Source organism: Paraburkholderia sp. RL17-347-BIC-D, assembly GCF_046027915.1.
Lineage (GTDB): Bacteria > Pseudomonadota > Gammaproteobacteria > Burkholderiales > Burkholderiaceae > Paraburkholderia.
This window is the reverse complement of record NZ_JARESS010000021.1, coordinates 1-24407: the sequence shown is the minus strand read 5'-3', so window position 1 is coordinate 24407 and position 24407 is coordinate 1. Positions and strand designations below refer to the sequence as shown.

At 60.5% G+C, this 24407-nt stretch carries 20 protein-coding genes; 12 read left to right on the top strand and 8 right to left on the bottom strand.

All coding sequences use genetic code 11. The annotated features are described in order from the left end of the window. The first annotated feature begins 13 nt into the window (after positions 1–13). The 4 genes from P0D96_RS25735 to P0D96_RS25720 all read left to right on the top strand — a co-directional run bounded on the left by P0D96_RS25735 (position 14) and on the right by P0D96_RS25720 (position 5340). A complete protein-coding gene (locus tag P0D96_RS25735) occupies positions 14–1084 on the top strand; it encodes a VOC family protein (protein ID WP_408316117.1) in 1071 nt (356 codons plus the stop codon). A gap of 34 nt (positions 1085–1118) precedes the next feature. Further along, the gene (locus tag P0D96_RS25730; protein ID WP_408316115.1) at positions 1119–2075 is read left to right on the top strand and encodes a fumarylacetoacetate hydrolase family protein; all 957 of its coding nucleotides are present in this window, start codon (positions 1119–1121) and stop codon (positions 2073–2075) included. Then, positions 2072–4093 carry an acyl-CoA synthetase gene (locus P0D96_RS25725; RefSeq protein WP_408316113.1) on the top strand — a complete coding sequence of 674 codons (2022 nt, stop codon included), beginning with the start codon at positions 2072–2074 and terminating at the stop codon, positions 4091–4093. Before P0D96_RS25730 ends, P0D96_RS25725 begins: the two co-directional genes overlap by 4 nt. Before the next feature lie 506 nt (positions 4094–4599). Then, a complete protein-coding gene (locus tag P0D96_RS25720) occupies positions 4600–5340 on the top strand; it encodes an OmpW/AlkL family protein (protein ID WP_408316111.1) in 741 nt (246 codons plus the stop codon). Positions 5341–6012: 672 nt separating this feature from the next. On the opposite strand, the gene P0D96_RS25715 is transcribed toward P0D96_RS25720, so the two are convergent. Continuing rightward, complete coding sequence (locus P0D96_RS25715) at positions 6013–7848, bottom strand: bifunctional diguanylate cyclase/phosphodiesterase (protein ID WP_408316109.1); 1836 nt, start codon at positions 7846–7848, stop codon at positions 6013–6015. A gap of 933 nt (positions 7849–8781) precedes the next feature. On the opposite strand from P0D96_RS25715, the gene P0D96_RS25710 reads away from it, so the two are divergent. Next, on the top strand, positions 8782–9303 hold the full coding sequence (locus tag P0D96_RS25710) for a hypothetical protein (protein ID WP_408316107.1): 522 nt from the start codon (positions 8782–8784) through the stop codon (positions 9301–9303). A gap of 412 nt (positions 9304–9715) precedes the next feature. After that, entirely contained in the window at positions 9716–10114 is a 399-nt protein-coding gene (locus P0D96_RS25705) for a hypothetical protein (protein WP_408178710.1), read from the top strand. A 156-nt stretch (positions 10115–10270) separates the two neighbouring features. On the opposite strand, the gene P0D96_RS25700 is transcribed toward P0D96_RS25705, so the two are convergent. Continuing rightward, positions 10271–10822 (bottom strand): hypothetical protein, encoded by a 552-nt coding sequence (locus tag P0D96_RS25700; RefSeq protein ID WP_408178711.1) that lies wholly within the window; start codon positions 10820–10822, stop codon positions 10271–10273. A gap of 1322 nt (positions 10823–12144) precedes the next feature. On the opposite strand from P0D96_RS25700, the gene P0D96_RS25695 reads away from it, so the two are divergent. The 4 genes from P0D96_RS25695 to P0D96_RS25680 are packed head-to-tail and all read left to right on the top strand — an operon-like array spanning position 12145 to position 16843. Beyond that, the gene (locus P0D96_RS25695) at positions 12145–13272 is read left to right on the top strand and encodes a sugar ABC transporter substrate-binding protein (RefSeq protein ID WP_132380161.1); all 1128 of its coding nucleotides are present in this window, start codon (positions 12145–12147) and stop codon (positions 13270–13272) included. Between the two features lie 36 nt (positions 13273–13308). After that, positions 13309–14883, top strand: coding sequence for a sugar ABC transporter ATP-binding protein (locus tag P0D96_RS25690; protein ID WP_408316104.1), 1575 nt, complete (start codon positions 13309–13311; stop codon positions 14881–14883). Beyond that, a complete protein-coding gene (locus tag P0D96_RS25685) occupies positions 14880–15860 on the top strand; it encodes an ABC transporter permease (RefSeq protein WP_408316102.1) in 981 nt (326 codons plus the stop codon). Before P0D96_RS25690 ends, P0D96_RS25685 begins: the two co-directional genes overlap by 4 nt. Next, on the top strand, positions 15857–16843 hold the full coding sequence (locus P0D96_RS25680) for an ABC transporter permease (RefSeq protein WP_408316100.1): 987 nt from the start codon (positions 15857–15859) through the stop codon (positions 16841–16843). Before P0D96_RS25685 ends, P0D96_RS25680 begins: the two co-directional genes overlap by 4 nt. Positions 16844–16996: 153 nt before the next feature. On the opposite strand, the gene P0D96_RS25675 is transcribed toward P0D96_RS25680, so the two are convergent. Continuing rightward, positions 16997–17890 carry a LysR family transcriptional regulator gene (locus tag P0D96_RS25675; RefSeq protein WP_093645171.1) on the bottom strand — a complete coding sequence of 298 codons (894 nt, stop codon included), beginning with the start codon at positions 17888–17890 and terminating at the stop codon, positions 16997–16999. Between the two features lie 126 nt (positions 17891–18016). On the opposite strand from P0D96_RS25675, the gene P0D96_RS25670 reads away from it, so the two are divergent. Continuing rightward, positions 18017–18865 (top strand): SDR family NAD(P)-dependent oxidoreductase, encoded by an 849-nt coding sequence (locus P0D96_RS25670; protein ID WP_408316098.1) that lies wholly within the window; start codon positions 18017–18019, stop codon positions 18863–18865. 402 nt (positions 18866–19267) lie between these two features. Here the strand turns inward: P0D96_RS25670 and P0D96_RS25665 are convergent, their stop codons facing one another. Further along, a complete protein-coding gene (locus P0D96_RS25665) occupies positions 19268–19789 on the bottom strand; it encodes a zinc ribbon domain-containing protein (RefSeq protein ID WP_408316096.1) in 522 nt (173 codons plus the stop codon). Between the two features lie 1408 nt (positions 19790–21197). Here P0D96_RS25665 and P0D96_RS25660 point away from each other — a divergent pair. Continuing rightward, a complete protein-coding gene (locus P0D96_RS25660; protein ID WP_408178775.1) occupies positions 21198–21545 on the top strand; it encodes a hypothetical protein in 348 nt (115 codons plus the stop codon). Between the two features lie 43 nt (positions 21546–21588). Here the strand turns inward: P0D96_RS25660 and P0D96_RS25655 are convergent, their stop codons facing one another. The 4 genes from P0D96_RS25655 to P0D96_RS25640 form a co-directional block, all read right to left on the bottom strand. Further along, a complete protein-coding gene (locus P0D96_RS25655) occupies positions 21589–22743 on the bottom strand; it encodes a hypothetical protein (protein ID WP_408178716.1) in 1155 nt (384 codons plus the stop codon). Continuing rightward, positions 22730–23191 carry an LssY C-terminal domain-containing protein gene (locus tag P0D96_RS25650; RefSeq protein WP_408316259.1) on the bottom strand — a complete coding sequence of 154 codons (462 nt, stop codon included), beginning with the start codon at positions 23189–23191 and terminating at the stop codon, positions 22730–22732. Before P0D96_RS25650 ends, P0D96_RS25655 begins: the two co-directional genes overlap by 14 nt. Continuing rightward, a complete protein-coding gene (locus P0D96_RS25645; RefSeq protein WP_408316094.1) occupies positions 23192–23983 on the bottom strand; it encodes a hypothetical protein in 792 nt (263 codons plus the stop codon). Continuing rightward, on the bottom strand, positions 23980–24407 hold a 428-nt coding region (locus tag P0D96_RS25640), incomplete at its 5' end, for an LssY C-terminal domain-containing protein (RefSeq protein WP_408316092.1). The genes P0D96_RS25640 and P0D96_RS25645, both read right to left, overlap by 4 nt.

The following is a 24407-nucleotide window of genomic DNA, read 5'->3' as shown; positions in this document are numbered from 1 at the left end:
TTTCTTATCCGTTATGAAACTGACCACTGCACAGCCGGCCCGTCACCCCACTCCCACGACGAAAGCGTCGGCACTAGGCTATCTGATATTCGATCGGCCAGACCTCGAGAAAGCCGAGCAGTTTCTCAATGATTTCGGGCTTCGAACTGTATCGCGCGATGGATCGCTCCTGCTGTTGCGGGGAACGGGTGCTTCGCATTTCTGCTATGTCGTCCGGAAGGCGCCGAAATCCCGGTTCGTTGGTTTTGGGCTAAAGGTCGATAACAGGGCCGATCTCGATGCACTTGCCAAGCTGCCTGGTGCCTCCGAGGCCGAACGGTCGCCCTTGCCCGGCGGCGGCTATATCGTACGGTTGACCGACCCTTCCGGCTTTCGCGTCGATGCAATATGGGGCCAGGCGCCAGCTTCGACGCTGTCGCACCGGCCGCCATTGCCGTTCAACTCCGTGGATGCGGCCGTCCGGATTAACGGGACGCAGCGACCGCCTGAGTGCTCGCCAGAAGTTATCCGGCTCGGGCATGTCGTGCTCGAACTCGCTGACTATCAGAAGACCTGCGCATGGTATACGCAGCATTTCGGCTTCATCCCGAGCGATGTGCAGGTGCTTCCCGAAGGCTCGCCCGTCGTCGCATTCATGCGGCTCGATCTTGGTGGCAAGCCGGCCGATCACCATACGCTCGCGCTTGCACAAGGCTTCCTGCCCACCTACAGCCATAGCGCCTACGAAGTCGTCGATGCAGACGCGGTCGGCATGGGCCAGCGCGTCTTGCGCGAGAAGGGCTGGACGCATGCGTGGGGAATCGGCCGGCATATTCTGGGCAGTCAGATCTTCGACTACTGGCAGGACCCTTGGGGCGACAAGCACGAGCACTACTGCGACGGCGATCTCTTTACTGCCGATGCGCCAACCGGTGTCCATGCCGTGAGCCGTGAGGCGATGGCGCAATGGGGCCCGACAATGCCGCGCAGTTTCACAAAACCCAAATTCACGCCTGCGAGCGTCGTGGCGCTCTTCAGGAACCTGCGCCGCAGCCCCGATCTGACGCTGAGCAAGCTGCGCTCGCTGGCAAAGCTTTTCGCCTGAACCAATCCCTTCCATAGAATCCGGAGATCTAAAAATGGCACTTCACGTTCTGCATTATTTGCATCAAGGCCGCGCCCAGTGGGGCGTGGTCACTAATGGCGCTATCACGCCGATTCCCGGCGAATTCAGGTCGACCGCCGAGTTTATCGAGGCCAATCCGGTTGAACGGCTGCTGGTGCTCGACGGTCGGACGATTCCCGAGTCGAAGGTCCAATGGTTGTCGCCCGTGACTGCCACCCAGCAGTTCATCTGCCAGGGCGCGAATTATCGCCAGCATATGATCGAGTCCGGCATGGACCCGGATGTGAAGAAATTCAACATGATCTTCACGAAGGCGACGAGCTGCATCGTTCCAGCCGACTCGGCCGTCGTGAAGCCAAATGAAGTCCGGTTCCTCGACTATGAGATCGAACTCGGTCTCGTCCTCAAACGCGACGTTACGTCCCGCGAGACCGTCACCGACGACAACCTGCATGAGTACATCGCCGGCGCCGTGATCGTGAACGACTACTCCGCGCGCGACATCCAGATTCCGCAGATGCAGTTCTACAAGGGCAAGAGCTATCGCACGTTTGGCCCTGTCGGCCCTTACCTTTGCCTGCTGGAGAAACAGGATATTCCAAAGCTGAAGGAGCTTGTGCTGACGCTGACGGTAAACGGAACTGTCCGCCAGAATGACTCCACTGCGGGTCTCGTCTACGGCCCGGCAGAGACCTTGACGGAGCTTTCCGGCATACATGACCTGCGCGCTGGCGACCTGCTCGCGACCGGGACGCCGTCCGGCTGTGCGCTGAGCGTTCCGTCGCCCGAAAAGCAGCGCGTTGCGGCGCAGCTGCCTGAAGCGGAAAAATGGCGTCTCTTCCTGAAGATGCAGGAGGAGAGGCCACAGTACCTGCGGGTTGGTGACGTCGTGGAGGCGTATATCGCCAGCTCTGACCGCTCGATCAATCTGGGCGTACAGCGTAACGTCGTCGTGGAAGAGGCAGCATGACAGGCGTCGCAAACGTACACGATGTCCTTGCCATTGAAACGCGGAGGCAACCAGCGGATCTTCCGTCGAGTACCTACGAGATGATCTGTCGGGGCGCGGCCCTCAATCCGTCTGCGCCCGCACTTTCGTTCTTTGCAACGGCCGACGACTACAGGAATGCCGAGTGCTGGACGTATAGTGAACTGGTGCACGATGTCACGCGAACCGCCAACATGCTTGCACGCCTGGGAGTACAGCGCGACTCAGTTGTCGCATACGTCCTGCCCAACCTTCCTGAAACGCATTTTGTGATCTGGGGCGGGGAAGCTGCCGGAATCGTCTGCGCGATCAATCCGCTGCTTGAGAGCGAAGCCATCGGTGAATTGCTCAACGCTTCATGCGCGAGCGTGCTCGTAACCTTGGCGCCGTTCCCCGAAACTGACCTTTGGCAGAAGGTGCAAGCGGTACTGCACAAAGCCCCTTGCCTGCAGGAACTGGTGCTCGTGAATCTGGCCGACCGCATGCCGGGCGAAAAGCGATTCGCGGCCCGAATGCTGCAACATGGAGAGTGTTCAAGACTGCATGGTCCTGGCGGCGTTCACAGTGCCGTTCCTTCGCATGTTGGGATACACGATTTCAGCACCGCAATCGCGAGGGAGGACGGGGAGGCGCTCAGCAGCACGCGTCGAGTGAGCCTCGACGATGTATCGTCCTTCTTCTGCACAGGCGGCACCACGGGGCTGCCAAAGATTGCAATTCGCCGGCACGGCAACGAGGTGGCCAATGCGTGGAACGCAGGTCAATTCTTCGGCGAAAGCATCGGTCCGGGAAAAACGATTTTCTGCGGATTGCCGCTTTTCCACGTCAACGCCGTGATGGTGACAGGTCTGCTGGCGTTCTCGCGTGGTGCCCACGTCGTGCTCGGCACACCGCAAGGTTATCGGGGCGAAGGCGTCGTCAAGCGCTTCTGGGAAATCGTCGAGCATTACCGCATCAACTTCTTCAGCGGTGTCCCGACACTGTACGGCTCGCTGCTGGACGTTCCGGTTGGCGAACGGGATATCAGTTCGCTCGAGTATGGACTGTGCGGTGCCGCCCCCATGCCGGTCGAATTGCTTCGCACCTTCCAGGATCGCACAGGAATCAGAATCCTCGAGGGCTACGGCCTCACGGAAGGCACCTGCGTTAGCAGCGTGAACCCACCGCTTGGCGAGCGCAGGGTCGGTTCGATTGGTCTTCGTCTGCCCGGTCAGGCCATGAAAGCCGTGGTGATCGATGAGAGCGGCCGGTATGTACGGGATTGCGTTGCGGATGAGGTCGGCCAGCTGGTTATCTCCGGACCGAACGTGTTCGCTGGCTATACCCGGCCGGGGCAGAACAGTGGCATCTGGATGGAGACTGGTGAGGGCGGCCGCTGGCTCATTACCGGCGATCTGGGACGCTGCGACGCCGACGGCTACTTCTGGCTCACCGGCCGGAAGAAGGAGCTGATTATCCGGGGCGGACACAACATCGACCCCGCGGCAATCGAAGAACCATTGCATCGCCATCCCGCAGTACAGATCGCCGCAGCCGTAGGCCGTCCCGATATGCACGCGGGCGAGTTGCCGGTTGCCTATGTCCAGCTGAAGCCGGGCACAATGGCAACCGAAGCGGAATTGGCCGAGTTTCTGCGTCACGAGATCAACGAACGCGCCGCGTTGCCAAAGGGGATACGAATCGTGGATGCGATGCCGCTGACGGGCGTCGGCAAGATCTTCAAGCCGGCGCTGAAACGGCGCGAAACGGCAGACGCCCTGGAGTCAGCCCTCGTAGAAGCTGGCGTCGAGGATGCAACCGTTAGCCTCATTGATGACACCTCGCGCGGAATTTCACTTCACGTCGAACTTGGCGACCCCGCGTTCGAAGCATTGGCGACTTCCGCGCTCGGACGCTTTCCGTTCGCATTTTCGATCTCGGCCGACGGGAGACAGCCAAAGGCGGAGCAGGCGACGGGGACGGACCCGGCAGCGACAGATGCGCAGGGCAGCCCAACGTGAGACGAGCCACGACATCAAAGGGACGCGTTCGGTCATGCGCCCGGATTAAAGGTTAGTCAGGCTTACGCGACGCGATGACACGATTCAAATGCTTGCCGGTGCCTATAAATCAGGAACCCTAATTGTGTGGAAGGAAAGTATGGGCGTTACATCAAAAAGGTCTTTGCGTTCGCAGGTTGAAAAATGGCTCGGGCCGACTTCTTCGACGCCGGTTCGGGTTACCCGATTCAGCCGTGCACGTTCGAATCAGAGACCGTGCGTGCGCATCGAGCTACTGCTGCCGACAGGCCCGCTTGGATTCTTCTTCTTCCGGCACCGCGACGGCACGTGGTGCGTGTTCCCACCTGAGACGGAACGCGTGGCCATGCACGCTTACCAGGGTGCAGGGCGATCGGAGTGTGTGGCATGTCTAGCTGTACCAAAGGAATAAAGCAATCAATTAAGCAGAGTCAGCCGCAACACCAATGATTCATAAAAATTTCCAGACATAGCGACAGGAGAGAGACATGAGGAATTACAAACGCGTAATCAGTTCGATCGGTATGGCGGCTTGCATCTGCTCGGCCGCGGTTATCGACGATGCCCATGCGCAGTCTGCCGGAAGCATAACGCTGTCGACAGGATGGCTTCACATTGCACCACAGGGCGACGCAACGCCACTGACCGTGGAAAGCATTGGCGGCGTAGCGGTGAATCAGCAGCTATCTGGTAGCGGAGCGCATGCCAGCTCGACGGATACGGTGGGAATTACCACCGAGTACTACATCACGGACAACATTGGTGTCGCCATGCTTTTCGGATTACCGATGAAAGTGAATCTGGTTGGCGACGGGACGCTACAGAAGTACGGCAACCTCGGCACGACAAAGCCGATGCCGCCCGCCATCGAAGTTCGATACCACCTGTTTTCAGCCGAATCAAAATTCCGTCCGTTCATAGGGCTCGGCGTGAACTATACGTGGTTCACCCAGGTTCGGACAACCAATAGCCAGTTTGTCACTGATAGCCTTGGCCCAGGCGGCTCGGCACGTGCGACACTCAGTTCATCATGGAATCCTGTATTCGAGGTCGGGGCAAATTACGCGATTACAAAACACTGGTCGGTCGGAACCTCTCTCGGCTACGTTCCGGTGAAGACCCACCTTACGTTATACGGGCAGACCGCAACGGGAACGCAGATCGTTTCCAGATCGACGCTCCGGCTCAATCCACTTAACGTCTTCCTGAGCGTCGCCTATACGTTCTAGCGTGCACAGGTCGTCGATGCGCCAATCGCGGGTTTGAACGTCATTGAAGGGTCGGGTGCTGCCATTTGAGGTACGGGAGCATCGGCCGAACGGTGATTGGGAGCACTCGGACAATAGGTGCCGTTCGCGCAACACAGAAGGCCGTCATTCCAACGACCGCGTAGCCATTGATTGGGCGCTTGGCTCTGCCGTGGCTTTCTGCTATACAACTAGACGTCGTCACGCAGGAGGTGCCAATGCCGCTCATTGTCCGATCTGCAAACGCTGTCTCACCGAGGCCGCAAACTCTCGAGGTCAATATTTTGTGAGCGCGAGAATGGGCGCCTGCACGCGAAGCCATTCCTGGCGACGTGGCCACCCTTTGCAGGTCGACGGTACAGCGCAAATGGGCCACTTTGCAAGGAACGAGCCTCATCCTGAGTTCAGGGAATACGGCTTGCTCGCATCAAATCATCCAATGATACCGGAGACCGACATGGACACGGCGCATATGGATATGCCTGGCATGACTCACGATGACAGCACGATGCCTAAAAAAACTGAGCAACAAATGCCTTAAAGTTTGCCAGCGCCAGACGGCCGATGCTCTGCGCGCTCGGCAACATCCTTGCCCGCACTCGCCACGTCAAGTACAGAGGGCCGCTGTCCGTGGTTTGCTATGCACTGTCCGCGTCACAATCCTGGGCCATCTTTGTCGTCGGCCCCGGCCACACAAGTCTGGTTGCGTCCTCGCCGCTTTGCCGCATATAGCGCTCTATCCGCGGTTGCAACCAGGTTAAGGCTGTCTCCGCCACTGTCCACTTGTTGCGCCGCCACTCCGCAACTGACAGTGACAATACCAGCGGCGGAAGCGCCATGTGGAATCTGGAGACTTTCAACGGCCTGCCGGATGCGCTCGGAAACTACGCGCGCTCCGTCCGGGTCGGTTTCCTTCAGAATCAATGCAAACTCATCCCCACCGTAGCGCGCGACTGTGTCTCCAGGACGTTTCGCCGAGGATGCAATAGCTTGTGCTATTGCGCGCACACATTCATCGCCAGCCTGATGACCGTATCGGTCGTTGTAGCTCTTGTATCCGTCGATATCGACCATGACAATCGCGACAAAACTGCGGCCTTCTTTCCAGAACTCCGGCTGCGATTGAAGTGCCAGTTCGCGGTCGAAGTACCGACGGTTAAAAACGCCGGTCAGTCCGTCCCGGAAGGCAAACGCATGCAGTTGACTTCGCTCATCTGCGAGGCGTTCCTCTGCCGCCCGGCGCTCCGTAATGTCGTGCGCTGTCGCCGTGAGCTCCTGAGGGCTTGCCGCGAAACCTTTCGATGACATGGCGAAGGTGCATTCCATCCACAGCACCTGGCCATCTATGCGCTGGAAGCGAATCACTTGGGAAGCCTCGGCCGCACCCATCGCCATGCTCCTAATTGTCGCAGCGAGGGCATCGCGGTCGTCGGACAGAACCAGGTCCGGGAGGTGCAAACCAACAAGGTTTTCAGGGGCAATTCCTATCACCGCCGTAGCGCGTGGTGAAACGTAGGTGAGCCTGCCATCGGGCGCCATGCTCATGACGATATCGGTCGCGTTCTCTGCCACTATCCGATATCGCTGCTCGAGGTCACGGAACATTGCAAGGAGGCGGCTACGCCCCGTCTGCGTGGCGCTGATAGGTAAGGCAATGCCCATTGCCGCGACGAGAAAAAGTTGGACCGCAAAGACGCGGCTGTGCATGTTCCCATAGGGAAAGGTCCATAGCGGTCCCGACCCGCTAACAGTGAACGACACCGCAATCCCCAGGCACAGGAGCAACCCGACCATCAAGCCTGCCATGTCTGCCTGAAACGCCAGTAACACGATGGGCAGAAGCGCCCAGTACAAATGCGGAAAGTGATTTTGCCCGAATACGCCGGTCGTGATGACGCAAACCAGGAGCAGGAGGCACCCCGTCCTTCGCCGACGCTCGACACGCAGCAGTTGGGTCACCTCCCCGGTCCAGAAGACGATGGCGGCGGGCGTCAATATGGCGAGGCTCAAGGCATCCGAGAGGAACCAGTTGCAAAAGTTTTGCAGCAGATGGCCGACCAGCTGTTCGTGCAGCATGGACGTCACAAGCAGCCCGGACACAGCCGGCGCGAGCAACACTGCACCGGCCATGAATTTCACGAGAGGCTTTGGACGAAGCAGTTCGGCGACCGTTGAGATAGGCGGGGCGAATGCCAACGCCACCAGCACCTCGAGGAGGTTGGCGCACAAATATGAGACGGACACGAATAGACGTTCACCAACCAGAAGGCCGGCGCTTAGATAGCCCAGTAAGCCCCCGGCAAATGCCCAGCATCGCTGTCTGTGCGGTGCCACTAATATTTGCGCAAGGAGGGCGGCATTGGTCAACCAGATTGGACCGATTTCTCCAGCTGTTGCCTTGAGCGCCCTGCTGACCAGGCTCGTCGCCGTCGTCACCGCCAATGCGAGCACCATGGCCCGGACAGCGTTGTCCCAGCCTGGTGGCAGCATTGTTTCGACCAGTGTGCTCGACCGGGTAGGCGGCTTCTCGGATGGCTGTCCCAATTGTCTTCTCTCAGGTTCTTGTTATTGCGAACTCGGGCGGACGCCTCCTTGAATCGCGCCGTTCTTTCAGGCTATTGTGAACGAAGCACCGACATGCAACTACAAGTCGACCTCAAGTTGTCCGCGGCCACCACTAATGCGAAGTTTCCATCAATTCAGTGCTTACCATTGATTCCGTATCGGCGGAAACCTGTTCGGGAAACTTCCACGTTTACCCGCAGTCACTGCTTTCGGTTCAACACAGGAATTGCGCCTTGACAGCGTATGCTCACGCGTAACCTCACACCCAACGGCTTGCCCGGATACTGAGCGGAGTACCCCAAGCATGCTCACCAGCGTAGGGAGTTGCTGCAGATGTGCAAGACATTCGCCAGGCTGACTCGGACAGAACCTTCGCAACCTGTGAATCGGCGTTTCCAGCGCCTTGCCGCGACGACCCTTGTGGCGATTACCGGTCATGCCGATGACGCAGGCAGGAGGCAGCCCTCGAAAAGCACTTGGATGTCCATGTGCCCAAGCCCGGCAATGCAAGCAAGCTTGAGCAGTTTCTGATTAGGCTTGGAGCGGATGACCAGGGTCTGCAGACATCCGCACGACCTGCCACGAAAAAATAAGTGTTCTTCGGTGCGTGCGCTTTGTCGGTGCTGGAAACTGCGCGACTCTCATGCCTTCGGCGCCGTGGTCGTATCGATCAAGGCATGCGCAGCTTGCCCGCTTCCCTCCAGACTGAAGCAGGGTCCAGGGCAGGCAGCGTCGACATCCCGCCGCCGTGGACCGTCGACCATCCCCGTCCTCGAACGATGCGCAACGCGCTCGCTGGCCGTCACCGTGAGAGCGGCTAGTATCATTCATAGGGGCGCAAAGAATGGAGATTCTGCAATGGATGACGGACTTGATAGACGAGAACTGCTGCTTCACCTCGGGGACATGCTCGAAGCTTTGAGCTGTTTGACCAGGGCAGGTCGGCCGGATGCGCTGGTGGCTCAACTTGCGAAGGAGCAAGATTCGTTGCAGGACTTCGGGTTCCTCCGGGCGCTTGCCCCGAAGATGACGGTAGCCGAGTTCAGCGCACGCGTTGCCAGCGCATTCTTCCTGTGGCCAAAAGAGCTGCTTGACTCTGAGCTCAACAGGAATTTGCTGGGGTCAACCGTTCAGCACGACCTCTTTGACGGCAACCGCGACGGCTGGAAGGCGTATGTCGCCCACATGCAGAAGAGGGTGAAGTGGTATGGAGCTGGGCTTCCCGAAATAAAAGCGGACGCCCCGTCCGGACTGACGCTCGATGCCGCTGAGGATGCGAGTCCGGTCGAAGCGTCTGTCGGGGCAGCGCCAGCTACTGAGTGGGATGCGCCCGACGAGAAGAAGGGTTGGCCTTGGCCCCAGCCAGGCTCGACGTCCTGATGCACTGCTGCTCGCACCAGGAAAGAACCAGAGACAAACGGAAGCTTTAGTCCGGGGCACTCAGGTTTGTGTTTCCTTCGTTCGCTGCTCAATTCACCGTCCCCGTGAGGGTACAGACGGAGGGCGGCAGCGAGCGCCTACCGGTGCAGAGAATGGCAAGGACTCAATTGGCAGGAAGAGGCGAAGGACAGTTTCAGGTGGGAACGAGACCACCCTCCGGGTAAGCTCCGCCAGCGGGCTTTTCGTAGCGGGCAAGTGCCGCCTGGAACACTGCTTCCTCCTCAGGCATCGTGGCTGGGGTCAGTCCGGCATCCGCCCGTACGCGCTCCATTTCCTCTGTTCCAGCGCTGAAGTATGCTCGTAAGTGCGCGCCGCATCACATCGTGGCGTCGCGACGAGACAGGAGCATGTCATGAAGCCCTTCCCGGCAACGGCGCGCGGCGGTAGCGCCCTTGCACTGCTTGCGCTGTCCGGCTGCTACTACGTCGGCCCCGGCTATTATCCATACGGATACTATCCCGCCGTTCCTGGTGTCGCTACCCAGCACGAAGTCCCTGCTCAAAGCTACGGCTTGTCGAACGGCGCGGACGCCCAGAACATCCCGCCCGCATCGCCGAGTGAACCCGCGTATGTCTTCCCGGCGCCCATGTACGTCGTGCCCGCCTACTACCCTGCGTACTATCCTCCCTACCCGTGGTATGGCTGGCCCGGCTGGTGGGGGCCGTCGGTGTCGTTCAACTTCGGCTACTGGGGTGGTGGACATGGCCACTGGGGCGGTCATGGCGGGCACGGAGGCGGGCATGGCCATTGAACCGCCCCAGGTTCCGCCATCGCGCTGCGTAACCGCGAGAGCTGCAGTCAAGCAGGCAGAAGAAAAGTGTGAGCCGAAGCGCGTTGTTTTCGCCGCATTTGGTGACCGTTTATCGGCTTCGCCACGATACACACCGCAAACCAGACGGAGCGAGCGCTATCGGGATTGCTCGCCCTTTGGGCTACGAAGTTCTGTGAGCAACCATACGGCGGAGCCGGTGCCCGCACTCTCACCCGCCGGGCACTTCAGGCGGCGTTCGGTCCAGCGCTTCCTTTCCGACGGCTGAAGCATTTCGTTGACGAAGCGTCCCGCGCGCGCCAGCCAAACGCGGCCGGATGGATCCGCGCTTGGCGCAAGCGTAGTCAGCCAGACGTTGGGGCCGGCCGACGGGCTGGTCGTTTCCGGTACCGCGATGGCGGGCGTGGGCGCTTCTGCGCTCTCCGCCGGGCCCGGCTCGTCCGGGGGGGCGAACCTGAAGCGCCGGTGCTGCTTCAGCAGGCGGATCAGCACCGTGGCGGGCGCCGCTGCGCGATCGGAGGCAACCACCCTGAGCCGTCCGCGCTCCCAGTACTCGACGGCCGCATCGTCATCGAGCAGCAGCGCGAATACGACGGGATGGTCGCGTTTCGCGTCGGCGAGCGACGGACAACCCCTCGCGAGGACGGCAGCACGGATGTCGTCACGGGTGACGGCAGCGGGGCGCGGCATGGCGGGTCTCCAGCGCGCTGGCCAGCGGTGCCGGGACGGCACGTCCATGCAGCGCAGGCGGGAAATTCCACTTTAGATTACGCGCCTGACGCCAGAAAACCGTTTTCCGGCCGGGAATGGCACCGGTTGCCGCGATACCAGCTGGCGAAGGCCATTGGCGCACTGTGCGCCGGAGACCGCCTCGGGTATCGGACCTGCCGCTGGTGCCAGTCGGGGCCGTTTCACTTCGGCGGGCGTCAACCGGTCCGTATCGGCGGCAACCCGCCGCATGAGTGGGTGCACGCCGAGTACGCCGGCCATCTTCTCAGTCTTGCCAGGCGTAGGGGACTTCAGTCGACGACTCGCGCTCGACGCTATGAGCTTGCGTGGGGCATCTCTTGTTCGGGCGAATCGGCAAAGCACCACGTAGCACCGATGATTCGACTCATGGGAAGGAACATGCAGATCGGCGTCCCACCATTCGACGTGGTGAGCCTTGAGCCGAAGAGGATGTGCGAAGTACTGTCCAGGATCTATGGCGACGGCGAGCGTGTGAAAGCGATTCGCCATACTGCGCCGACGATACCCCCATTGGAATCGTATCCCCAAGGCGCGTTCGCCGTCGCATCGACGCAAAGCCGGTGAGACACGTCCGATGCGGCCTCCATTGCGTGGGACGTCCGCTTCCGGCTTGTTGTGAAAGACTTCTGTGGGTCGACCTGAGCCGGACGCCGAGCGACCTGCGGCGGATCGATTATCCATTCAGCATCGGACCGGCCTCGGCCACTAGCTGCCGTTGACGCAATATGCGAAGGCGTCATTCCAACGTTCGCTCCGATGCCCGCCAGATGATCGAACGTGAGCAAGTCGGCCATTGCGGTCTTTGGGTCGATAGCCGGGCCCGGTCGGCGCGACCGCGTCGGCGCAGTTGACGTGTGCGAAAGATCGCCCATCTGCGGCTCTCGAAAGGGTCGAAGCCACCGGGCGACCGCTGAACTCGTCAAAATGGCCCCCCCATCCCCGTGCAGCGCCGCCTCCATCCACGGCAGCCCAGTCCTTATCCACCAAGGGTTTCAGCCCGGTAGCCCAGTGCGTTGGACTCACTGGTAAACCACTATCGCGCGTGGATTGGTATGCCAGTACTGTCAGACAGGAACGCGTATACGCATGCCCTTCTTTTCGCTTCGAGGAGGCGCCATTGAAAAGCTCCTTCTGCAAGTCCGATCCAGTCCCGCTATAGCAACTCCGCAAGGTTCCGTGCTTCACGCACACGGTGCCGGCAGTCCACGACCAGCCATGTGCGCAGGCAATCGGTACGTCCAATCGAACAAAAAGGAGGCAACATGCTTTCAGGAATCCACGTGCTTCGAGCGGCGGCGAGCGCCGCATTGGCGCTCTGCGCAAGCGGGGCTTTCGCGCAGGCTTCGATCGTTTCAGGGCCGCCCAGCGATCCCACCTGCATGGTCCCCTGGAAGAGCGACACGAAGTTCATCAAGTATCCGAAGAAGAACGGGCCTTACCGGATCGCACTCGTGAACGGCTATATCGCGAACACCTGGCGTATCCAGATGATCAGGACGGCCAAGGCCTATACCGCGCAACCGGCCGTTGCCGCCAAGCTCAAGGAATTCAAGGTCGTCTCGACCGGCGAGGACGTTCCGGCGCAGATCTCGGCCGTCAACAACTTCATCGATGCCGGCTATGACGCCGTCATCGTGAACGCGCAGAATCCCTCCTCATTCGGCCCCGCGATCCGCCGCGCGAAGAACGCCGGTGTGGTGCTGGTCGCTTTCGACAACACGCTCGACAGCGCAGACGCGATCAATGTCAACGTCGACCAGTATGGGCTCGGCGCGCTGTGGGCCAAATGGCTCGCGGGCCATCTGCCGAACGGAGGCAAGGTGCTCGAAGTTCGCGGGGTGGCGGGCACGTCGGTTGACACGGACCGGCACAATGGTTTCACGAAAACGCTGGACGACACCGGCAAGAAGTGGAACGTCGTCCAGGTCTACGGCAAGTGGGACGACGGGGTCGCGCAAAAGGTCGCCGCCGACGCGATTGCCGTGCAGGGTCATTTCGACGGCATATCGGCGCAAGGCGGCGACACGGGCGTCGTGCGCGCGATGATCGATGCGAAACACCCGTTCGTGCCTTTCGGCGGCGAGACGGAGAACGGCTTTCGCAAGTTCTGCGCGCAGTATGGGAGCCAGGGCCTGAAGTGCACGTCGGCGGGCACCGGGCCCGCGCAGGTGGCCGTGGCAATCAAGACGGCACTCGCTGCACTGGATGGCCAGACGATTCCCGTGGCGATCAAGCTGCCGCTCGACGTCACCGACGATTCGATGCTGAAGTCGGGCGTCAACTATTTTCCGAACGACTCCGACAACTTTTTCGTCGGCAACTCGTTTCCGACATGCGGCATCAATTTCTCTGCGCAGGAAATCATGAAGCAGAACCAGGGCAACCAGTGACCGGATGATGGCCCGCGCTGTGACCGGAGACGAAGCATGCTGCAGGATGCAGAGCAGCCGTTCTTTCAGATGTCTGGCGTGTCGAAAAGCTACGGCGGCGCCGTCGCGCTGGATCACGCCGAACTCACGGTGCGCAGAGGCCGCATTCACGCGATCCTCGGCGAGAACGGCGCGGGCAAGTCCACGTTGCTGAAGGTGATGTCCGGCGTCGTGCAGCCGGACGAGGGCACGATGCATTTCGATGGCCGGGAGGTCTCGTTCGCGTCGCCTGCCGAGGCGAACGCGGCCGGTATCGTCTGCGTGTATCAGGAACTGTCGCTGATCCCCGACTTGAGCGTGGCGGATAACATCTACGCTGCGAACCCGCCGCGACGTTTCGGGATGATCGACCGGCGGGCCCAACGCCGCCAGGCCGAGGAGGCGCTCGCGCGAGCGGGCGCCGCCGACATCAATCCGCTTGCGAAAGTCCGGGACCTGCCGCTGTCGCGCCAGCAGATGGTCGAGCTCGCGAAGGGGCTGGCACACGCGCCGCGCATTCTGATCCTCGACGAAGCCACCTCGGCGCTGACCGCGGCCGACGTCGCGCGCGTGATCGAGGTGCTCAAGCGCCTGCGCGAAGAGGGGCTCGCGCTGCTGTTCATCTCGCACCGCATGCACGAGGTGAAGGCGCTCGCGGACGAATGCACGGTCTACCGGAACGGTCGCCATGTGATGAGCTTCGAAGCCGGCACGCGCTCCGACAATGAGGTTGTCGAAATGATGATCGGCCGGAAGTACCAGCATGCGTTTCCTGCAAAACCCGCGACCAAACCGGCGGACCATCCCGCGGACGCCCGCAGCACCGCGCCGGTTCTCGCCTGTCATGATCTCGCATGGAGCGACACGCTGCGGGGCATCAGCTTTTCGTTGAAGTCCGGTGAAATCCTCGGACTGGGCGGCCTCGACGGACAAGGCCAGCGCGAACTGCTGCTCGCGCTGTTTGGCGTGTTGCGCGGCTGCGCTGGCAAGATCGAGATCAACGGCAAAGCCGTGTCGATCGGGAGCCCGACGGCCGCACGCGCCAACGAAATCGGTATGGCGCTGATACCCGAGGACCGCAAGACCGAAGGCTTGATGTTGCCGATGTCGGTACGCGAGAACCTGTCGTTTGCCGCACTCGATCGCATGTCCACCGCGGGCATAATCGATCGCGACCGCCAGCAGTCGCTCGTCGAGCAGATGATGGAGCTGCTTGCGATCAAGTCGTTCAGCCTCGACGCGCCCGTGGGCTCGCTGTCGGGCGGCAACCAGCAGAAGGTCGTCATCGCGAAGTGGCTGATGCGGCAGCCGAGAATCCTGCTGCTCAGCGACCCGACGCGCGGTATCGACGTCGGCACCAAGCAGGAGCTCTACCAGCTGCTCAGGCGTCTTGCCGACGAAGGCGCCGCGATCGTCTTCTATTCGACCGACTATGACGAGCTGATCGGCTGCTGCGACCGCGTGCTCGTACTGTACGAAGGCAGGATCAAGAAGGAACTCGTCGGCTCGGCGATCACCGAGCAGAACCTGATTGCCAGTGCTCTCGACCTGCCCGTCGGACAGATTGTGCCTTCCACGGGAGTGGCGCTATGAGCGGGCTGCGTTACTGGTATGCGGAGAATCGCGGAGCGGTGTTCGCGTTCGGCCTGTTCGTGCTGATGTTCGCGATCTATCTCGTCAACTATCCGTCGGCGTTGTCGGCCAACGTATTTCAGACGGCAGCGAACAAAGCGGTACTACTCGCGCTCGTCTCGATGGGGCAGGCGCTCGTCGTGCTGACCGCCGGCATCGACCTGTCGATCGGCATGACGCTGGTGCTGACGAATTGCATCGGGTCGTGGATCGTCACGGGCGACTCGCTGCACAGCGCGCTCGGCATCGCCGGCGTGCTCGGGGCGGGTGCGCTGTGCGGCGCGCTGAACGGCGTGATCATCATTTTCGGCCGGCTGCAGCCGATCGTGACGACGATTGCGACGGGCGCCGTCTACTACGGATTGGCGCTGCTGCTGCGCCCTGTGCCCGGCGGATCGATCAACGAGGACCTCGCCGACGCACTGACGGGCAAGGTCGCCGGCGTTCTGCCAGCGAGCTTGGTGATTCTGCTCGCCGCGATCGTGATCGTCTGGATTCCTTTCAAACGCTCGGCGATCGGGCGAGCGGCATACGCGACCGGATCGTCCGAACCCGCGGCTTTCCTGTCCGGCATGCCGATCCGCCGCGCGAAGTTCGCGAGCTATACGCTGGCCGGCCTGCTCGCGGCAGTCGGCGGCCTGTTTCTGACGTTCTTCACGGACACCGGCGACGCGAGCCTCGGCAGCGCGAACTCATACACGCTGTTTTCGATCGCCGCGATAGTGATCGGCGGCGTGTCGCTGCTCGGCGGCAAGGGCAGCGCGATCGGCGCGATCTTCGGCGCATTCGCGTTCCGTTGCATCGGCGATCTGCTGTTCGTGTTCAACGTCGATGCGCTGTGGCAGCCGCTATTTCAGGGCATGATTCTTCTGCTTGCTGTCGCGATCGGCGCGTGCGGATTGTTCAGGGTGCGCAACCGTCTGGAGTGGTTTCAATGAGCCACGCTTCCGCGACCGGCCGGACCACGTTCGTGTCGAGGCTCACCCGCAGAATCGACAAACCGATCGTGATCGCATTCGCGTGCATCGTCGCGCTGCTGCTCGTCGGCGGGATGTTTTCGCGCAACTTCACGTCGCCGGAATATATCCTGCTGCAACTGAAGGTCGGCGCATTCCTCGGCATCATTGCGACCGGCCTGATGATGGTGATCCTGCTCGGCCACATCGACCTGTCGCTGCCGTGGACGATCACCGTCGGCGCGATGATGGCGTGCGCGGTCGCGGGGCACGGCGATCTCGGGCGCGTCCTCGCGATTCCGGTCGGGATCGGTTGCGGCGTGCTGATCGGCATCGTCAACGGCATCCTCGTCGCACTGCTGCGCATTCCGTCGATGATCGCGACGCTTGCGACCAATGCGGTCGCGCAGGGCATCATGATTGTCTATACGGGCGGATCGTCGCCGCAGGATTCCGCGCCGGAGGTGATGCGCTGGCTCGCGGCGGGCTGGCTCGTACCGGGCGTGCCGAATGCCGTCGCGCTGTGGGTGGTGATCGGCGGCTCCACGATGTTCCTGCTGTCGCGCACGACCTTCGGCCGCGCGCTATACGCGATCGGCAACACCGAGCGCGCGGCGTATCTTTCTGGCATCGATACGCGGCTCGTCACGGTGACCGCCTTCGCTGTGTGCAGCGCGTTCGCCGCGTTCGGCGGCGTGCTGCTCGCGGGCTATGCGTCGAAGGCCGCACAGTCGATGGGCGATGCTTACCTGTTGCCGGCGATCGCGGCGGTCGTGCTCGGCGGCACGTCGATTCTGGGTGGACGGGGTTCATACTTGGGCACGGTGGCCGGCGCGATCCTCATCACACTGCTGCAATCGATCCTCTCGGTCGCGCAGATGCCGGAGGCGGGGCGTCAGATCATCTACGGCGTGGTGATCGCGGCGATGCTCCTGCTGTATGGGCGAAGCAAGCGAGAGGCGTAGGTCGAGCCGCTGGCCCGCCAGTCGCGCTCAATCAACGATTGCAACCGGGCCAGGAGCGGTCAGTTACCGGCGTTATTCGAATGACCGCAGCTGGGTCGGCAATGGACATTTATTCCGCAACATCCGGACCGGGAGCTAATGTCTCATACCAAATCAAGAACGATAACGAAGCGAGTCGATGACGACACGTACAGCGACCGGAAGTTGGCGTCGGTCGGGATAATAGAGGAAGCTTCCCGCTAGCGTGACAGACCATCCCTCTAACACTTGCGTCAATGTGCCTGACTTCAGGTGGGGTTGCACCTGTTCTTTGAGAACATAGGCGAGGCCGTTTCCCGCCAGGGCGGCATGGATAAGGATATCGCTGTCATTGGAGATAAAGACCGGATCGACTGGCACCTGGACGGATCGGCCCTCTCGCTCAAAGTCCCAGAAATGGAGGGCCTTCGAACTTGGTCGTTGATATCCCAGACATGCATGGCCGGCCACATCGTCCGGAGTGAGCGGCGCGGCATTGTTCTTCAGGTACGAGGGCGATGCAACCACCGCGGTTCGGTAGTCAGCACCGATGCGAACTGCCACCATGTCCTTAGCCAATAGTTCGCCATTTCGGATGCCCATGTCGAAGCCAGCCGCGACGATGTTTGCCAAGGAATCATCTACCGACAATTCAACTACGACCTCAGGATAGTCGCGCCGAAGTTGTGTGAGCTTCGGCACGACGAACATAAGCGCTGCCGTGCGATGAACACTGATACGGACACGGCCTGCTGGCCGGCTTCGATTGTCCGCAAGCGTGGTCAAGCCTGCCCCGATCTCGATGAAAGCGGGCCGCAACCGGCTCAACAGCTTTTCTCCCGCAGCGGTCGGTGCGACGTTTCTTGTGGTTCTATTGAGCAGCTTGACGCCGAGGCGCGCCTCCAGCAAGCGAATGGAATGACTGAGAGCAGAAGCGGAAACACCGAGCCGCGCGGCTGCACGCGTGAAGCTGGATTCCTCGGCGATGGTTGCAAAAGTTAGCAGATCGGCCAGATCCTCGCGGTTCATTGTTGAGTCTCGCTCATGATTTCATACAAAATTATGTCACTAATCAACAAAGCCGACAGGCACTAGACTGCTGGAACTGATGACAGTCCGACGCAATAAGGCGTCGTGCAGTGCGCAGGAGGATCGATGACAGCAAAGATGATCGCAGTGGTGACGGGTGCGAGCAGAGGCGCCGGAAAGGGCATCGCGATCGCGCTTGGAGAAGCCGGGGCCACGGTCTATGTCACCGGGCGCAGTGCCACTGGGGGCGAAACGCCCTTCGGCGGTTCAGTAGATGAAACAGCCGAACTCGTGTCTCGCGCAGGCGGGACAGGAATAGGAGTTGTGCTCGATCACGCAGACGATCTGGCAGTGGCAGATTTCTTCGCCGAGATCCGTCGTCAACACGGCCGTCTCGATATCCTCGTGAACAACGCTGCAAAGGTTGGCGCACCCGCTCAAGGCGGCTTCTGGCAGAAGCCGTTGGATACGGCCGATGTGATTACTGTCGGCCTGCGCTCGCACTACGTGGCTAGCTACTATGCTGCGCCGCTTCTGATTGCCAATGGCCGTGGGTTGATTGTCAACACCGGACACTACGGTGCCGTCAGCTACCATCAGAACCCGGCCTACGGCGCCCAAAAGGCAGGTGCGGACAAAATGGCGGCCGATATGGCGAAGGAGCTACGGCCATACAATGTCGCCGTGGTTTCCGTCTGGATGGGCGGTTTAGATACCGAACGTGCCCGCGCCTATCTCGCTACGCTCCTCGAAGACAAGCGCCCCAAGCAAAAGCGCGAGTCTCCACAATTTACAGGCCGCACTATCGCCGCGCTCTATGAATTTGAGTCCATGATGGCACTTTCAGGCAGGGCGCTGATCGGCGCGGAGATCGGCGCAACACTCGGCGTGACCGACATCGACGGTAGCCGGCCACTCTCTGATCGCTACGCGATGGGTGGCCCGCCTGAGTTACATCGTTCCCTTACCATTTAAGCCGTCCTGCCATATACAAATCTGAACACTAGCGAAGCGTGTCGGATGAAACCGTACGATGTCGGCTTTTGTCCGGGCAACGGCCATTCGTGATCGCGTGATCGTAGCCTACAGGGCGGCTGTGGGTCGGATCTGGGTCGGTCGTCATCCGACTCAGTGCGGCCACTTTCTCCGGGGCGGCCAGGAGGCCTTTCAGATGATTATCAATTCGGAACCAGAAGGCGGGCCTTCGCGCTCTGTCTATGCCCGTGGTGTCGTCGGGGAGTACGGAATGCGGGATGACCGATTCAAGTCAATACTTAATCCGGTTCCCGATAGCGCCTTCCGCAGCAGTGAACGATATTAAGCGTGCACGTACGACCGAATGGGATGATTCGATTCGCTGGTTGGATCCGGACGTCGTCAGCGCGGCAACCTGCCAGCGGTCGCATTGACGCCAAGCACTGTCTGACCATCACTGGCAAGGTCGCATTGGTAAATGATCGGCGTATAGGTGCCGACGTCGTTCTGGAACTCGGCCTTATCGCCAACGTATGTGATCGGGCCGCCCGGCTGATCGGTCCAGTGAAAGTAACTGAATTTCATCTCGTTGGGTGCCTCAGTCCATCTCACAGCGTGCGTCGCAAGTCGCTCGATCGGATCCTTGCAATAGGTGTCGGCCGCAACGATCGCTTTCTCTGCGAGACATTGGAGGTCGTCCTTGCAGCACGACTGGGCTTGATTCATCGGGTCGTGGCCATCTTTGGCGCCATAGGTCGAAACGCAACACCCGCTGATCAACGATCCGACTATAAGAATCCCGAAGCCACCCCTTATCTTTCTCGCGCCGGTCTGCTGCTTTACCCCGGGCGCGCCATACTTGACGCACTTCGTCGGCTTGCTGCGAGCCTCGCTCCCGAATTCCTTGCATTTGACCAACGCCATGAATTCCTCCGATCCACATCTCATCGGGCAGTTGCTCCAACAACGGACGAGATTTATCCCGAGAACCCTGAAATGCTCACCCCTTATTTCGTCGCAACTCTCTTTGCGAGTGGTTTGGCGGCCATGAGCAAATAACACACCTTTCCAGAGTAGAGGTAACGCGCCAGGCCGCAAGAAAATTATTGTTCCAGTGGACAATGGATGGTCCCAAATTCGTCCTGCGTGGTCATCACCCCGCGCAACGGGTGCACGTCGAGCCACCCTCGAGCGTACCTGTCGGCCAATGCGCCGACATGGATGACCGTCGTCATCCAGTAGTTGCCCTTGAGGGACGAAGGTTCGACCGGCGGCAGTGGGTCGGCTACGGTCCTCCGCGCGATGCACCGATCGGGATCCAGGTACGGGGTGTCGTCGGTAAGAGGTCGGCCATCAAGGGACATTCAACTAACGCTATCGAATGACCGAAGCTCGACCCGCAGACGACGTCGAATATAAGTTGGGATTTGATTGTAGCGCTGCGTGGCGTGCGTCGGATACGCGGTGATGCCGGTTGCGCGAAACATGTGGTTGTCGATCTTCGTACTGGTCCCGGCTCGGCGCACGATGCTGCATCATGTCTACGCGAACCCACCTTGGGCGGTGCCCGACAAGTGATCGACTAAGAAAGTTGACTCCAAGCGCTCAATATATTCGTTTTCCTCACAATGGAATGGTCGCGCCGTAGGGTGCAGAGGTGGAAAAGGGGACCACCGATGCATTCAACGCAGACGACCATGGCAGCTCCGGCCAAGAGTGGTCAATAGTTGCCGTGAGCCAGGATTCTCACCTTGTCGACTGTGTGTAGTCTTATTTAGGTGATGATGCCGCAGTTTCAATGGCGTAGATCGTGCCGGAAGCCCCGCTACCTTTGCCACTAGCGGTCGCAGAAGCGTCAGCTCTTGCGCAGATTTTCGTGGGATCTCTGTATGTAATCCAAACGTTTCCATCGTTGCTTACGTTCTTATTTCGTATCTCTCCAGTGTTGACTAAAAAAACTCGCTTCCAGCGTCCATTGCTGATCAGCCTTCATCAAAACCTCATATTGCTCGATAAGGTCTCGATGAGATGGATGAGCCGGTCTTGCAGGGGCAAGTCCAGATTGCCGCTCCCCGCGACATTGAACCAAGGTCCAATACCTGCCGGCGTGCGCCAGTCCTATTCTTTCCCTGACGTACTTTTGTTCGGAGATTGCCATGACAACGTCAACAGGCCTGTTGACGGCAATGTCAAGTCGGCTGGTTTGCCGCTCCGTTCGAGCTTGAGTCGGGTCGTACGAACTCGCAGAGCCGCAAAGCTTCCCGCCGCGATGACGTACAGATTGACGCGCCTGCGCGCCCGGAAGCGGGAAATCCAACTGGAGGGTGAAGAAATGAAACCGTTACCGCTTCTCGTCGTGACCATCGCTGTTTCAGCCTGTGCAAGCCAACCGATGCCGCCGAGCGCACAATCGCTTGGAGAAAGCCAGCAGCCCGTCCCCGCAGTCTCGCAATGCATCGCCCAGAAATGGGCAGACCAGTCTCAACAGACGGTCATATCGCAGGTGATTGTGGCGAACAACCAGGCGATGGACGTCTATGTCCCAGGACAGCAGCCTCCGAATGGCGCAGCCGCTCTCGTGCGGCCGTCGTGGACGGGTAACAGCAAAACGTCGGTCGGTTTCCGCGCAGGCAGCGGGACAGGCGGCAACACCGGCGGTGATGTTAGCGGCTGCCTCTAGGCAGCGGGTCAGTCTGCGTTCGGCATTGCGCACGTGCGCCGTTTCACTTTCCGGATGTCGCCAGATCTTCCTCCACAAAGCGCAGAATCGCCTCAGTCAGCGCCTCGCGGGGGTAAGCGTTCTGCGTGACGAACAGGGAGCCGATCATGGTGTGTGTTCGAGCAACAGGCACGGCCAATGCCCAGTGATCGGCATTAACATAGCCCAGGAGAGCGCTTCCGGGCACGACCTGATCATAGAAGATCACCTGGCTGTCGTTGCGGGCATCGACCCGCGAGAGTTTGTCGTAGCTCGATTTTAGTATCGACGATATGCGTTCCGGCTGAGGGAACGTCACGAGCGAGTAGTAGCGTAGCTCGTTCGGAAGTGGGTTCTGTGCCATCCACGCCTTGCGTGTTGCGGGGCGCAGGCTTTGCACGGCGCCGCCGTCTCCCGAGGTGCAAGTCGCGCCCGGAAAGTGCCGCAGCATGTCAGCCTGATATTGCTCGGCATCGTTGGCGAGCGGCGAGCCTCCAACCGCTCCCGCTGCGCTGACGACAGCCGCCACGCGGCTACGGATCTCCGGATACGCGACGACAGCCTCCAAGATGTCCGCGACACCCTTGGAGTAACCGACCAACACGAGCTGCGCTGCTCCAGCGGACAGTTGCATTGCCATGATGGCGTCGCGGATCTGATGTGCATTGTGGGTGGAACTCGACAGCCCGTCGACGTCGAGCATGACCCCGTCGTAGCCAAATTGTTGTAGCTGCTTAGTGACGGTTCCCGGCGAATTCAGCCACGGCTTGAAGCAGTCGTACCCGATGCCAGGGACCACTGCCGCGATGAGGTGGCGCCTCGATTGACCGAGATCGACGCTCGCGCCGGAGCCGGCAGGTTCAGTGCCGACGCGCGTCAGTGCGTCTTCGCAAGCACGGTAGTCAGGAAGCGCCGGGCCGTGCGCTTCAAGCACCGCACAGTAGATTTCGCGAAACCGCGCCCGCTTGTCCTGCACGCCCGCTTCGGATGCGGGAACGAGCGCGAGCGGCGGCGTGTCCGTCGTGTAGGGAACGAGCGGCTTCGTTGCGCACGCTACGAGCGCAAGGCAGGTCGTAAGGAGCGCGAAACTGATACCACCATTCTTCCACGCGCGCCGAACTGGAATCGGTCGCATCGAAACGCCATTTGGCGCTCCCGTGATGGGGTTACTTGCCGGCATTGCCGTTCTCCTTGCGTGCGGCGGACTCACGCTGCTCGAGGTAAGGCACCCAGTCAAGAATTTGCACGTTCGTAAAACTGAGCGGGCGTGTCGCGAAGAACATCACGGCACGCAGTCCGTCAGTGTAATAAGGCGCTCCATTCAGCGTTGTCCGCGGGTGTACCTGCGATGATGGACCCACGCCGTGCACGAAGCCGAGTTTATCCAAACCGCCTGAATACATCAGGTCCTGGATCAGAAAGTTCCGCGCCTCGTCGACGTCCCCATGCAGCGCGTCGCCTGCCGTATGATGGTGCGCGAAGCGACCGCCGACCGGCCGACCGACCTGCCCCAGATACACTGCGTCACCGTTGAAGCGAATGGGCGCGAGCCATGCGCGCAATGAAGTGGAGGGCGCGCCCGCTTGCGCTTCCTTGCGCAGGACGACATCGGGTCTGCGTCCAAATATTCACTGCGCGAGGTCGTTTTCACGCATGTAGCGACGATAGCTACGCCGCACCATTGCGGCACCAATGTCCCCAAGCGTACCGACGACAATCACGTTCAACGGATCGGCTTCCGTTGTCCCGTGCTCATCAGTGGCACAACACTGCATCCGTTCGAGCGCTGCGCGCAACGACACAAGGTCGTGGTAGTCCGTGAAGACAGTCTCGGGATACTGGAACGGGGTCAGCGCGAAACGCGGGTCCGCGGCATCGCCCGGTACAGGCAGAAACAGGGAGAAGGGGATCAGCGTTTTGCTTCCGAACAGATCGACATTGACGAGTTTGATCTGCCGGTCGGGATTGGTGAACAGAAACCCTGCGCGCGTTTCTCCGGGGGGAATGGGATTCCTGAATCCAAGCTTGTTCAGGTGACTGTCGATGCTTGCATTCGTCGCACCTCCGAGAAGCGTGTGCATGGACCACGCGACTTCGAGTGGCGAGAAGTAGTCCGGATCGGTGCCGGAATGCAGCAGCCATAACACCTGCGAAGTCCGATTCTCGACTTCGATCCACAGCGGCTGGATGTTGGTCTTGTTGATGTCGGCGCCGAACATGCGCTTGCTGTCGTCCGGCCCCAGCACGGCCACGCTTACCCGTGCGTCCTGCTTCGTCGCGCTCACCGCACGCTCACGAAGCGGCGCGTCGTCGATGCTGGTTGGGGCTGTCCACGTCGCACAGCCCGCGAAAATGAGCGAGAGGACGACGCCGCCAGCCGCATTCTTCAATGCACGTTGTAGCGACGACGATTCGCTCATTGCTTTGCTCCTGAGGGCAGGGCGTTGAGCTTTGCCGCCGCCTCCCAAGGGAGAAATTCGATCCCTGAGAGCGAGGTGGGTTGCCGGTCGAAGACGAGTACCTGCCGATAGCCGTCGGTGTAGTAGGGGTCAGTGGTGAGATTCTCGCTCGGTGCGACTGACGGGGCGGCGCCGACTCCCTTTACGAATCCGATCTTCTGAAGATTCTGGGAATAGGCCATGTCCTCGGTAAGTGATGTGCGCGCCTCATCTACGTCAGGGTCGATCTTGTGCGTCGTCAGCGTCGGTGAGTGAAACGTAAGGCGAACGCCGATATCCCGGCTGATCTGGCCCACCCACACGGGCTTGCCCCGATAGCGCATCGGGCTGAGCCAGAGGCGTAAGTGATTGCGCTGGTGAATCGTGTCGCGCGCTTTCTGCAGAG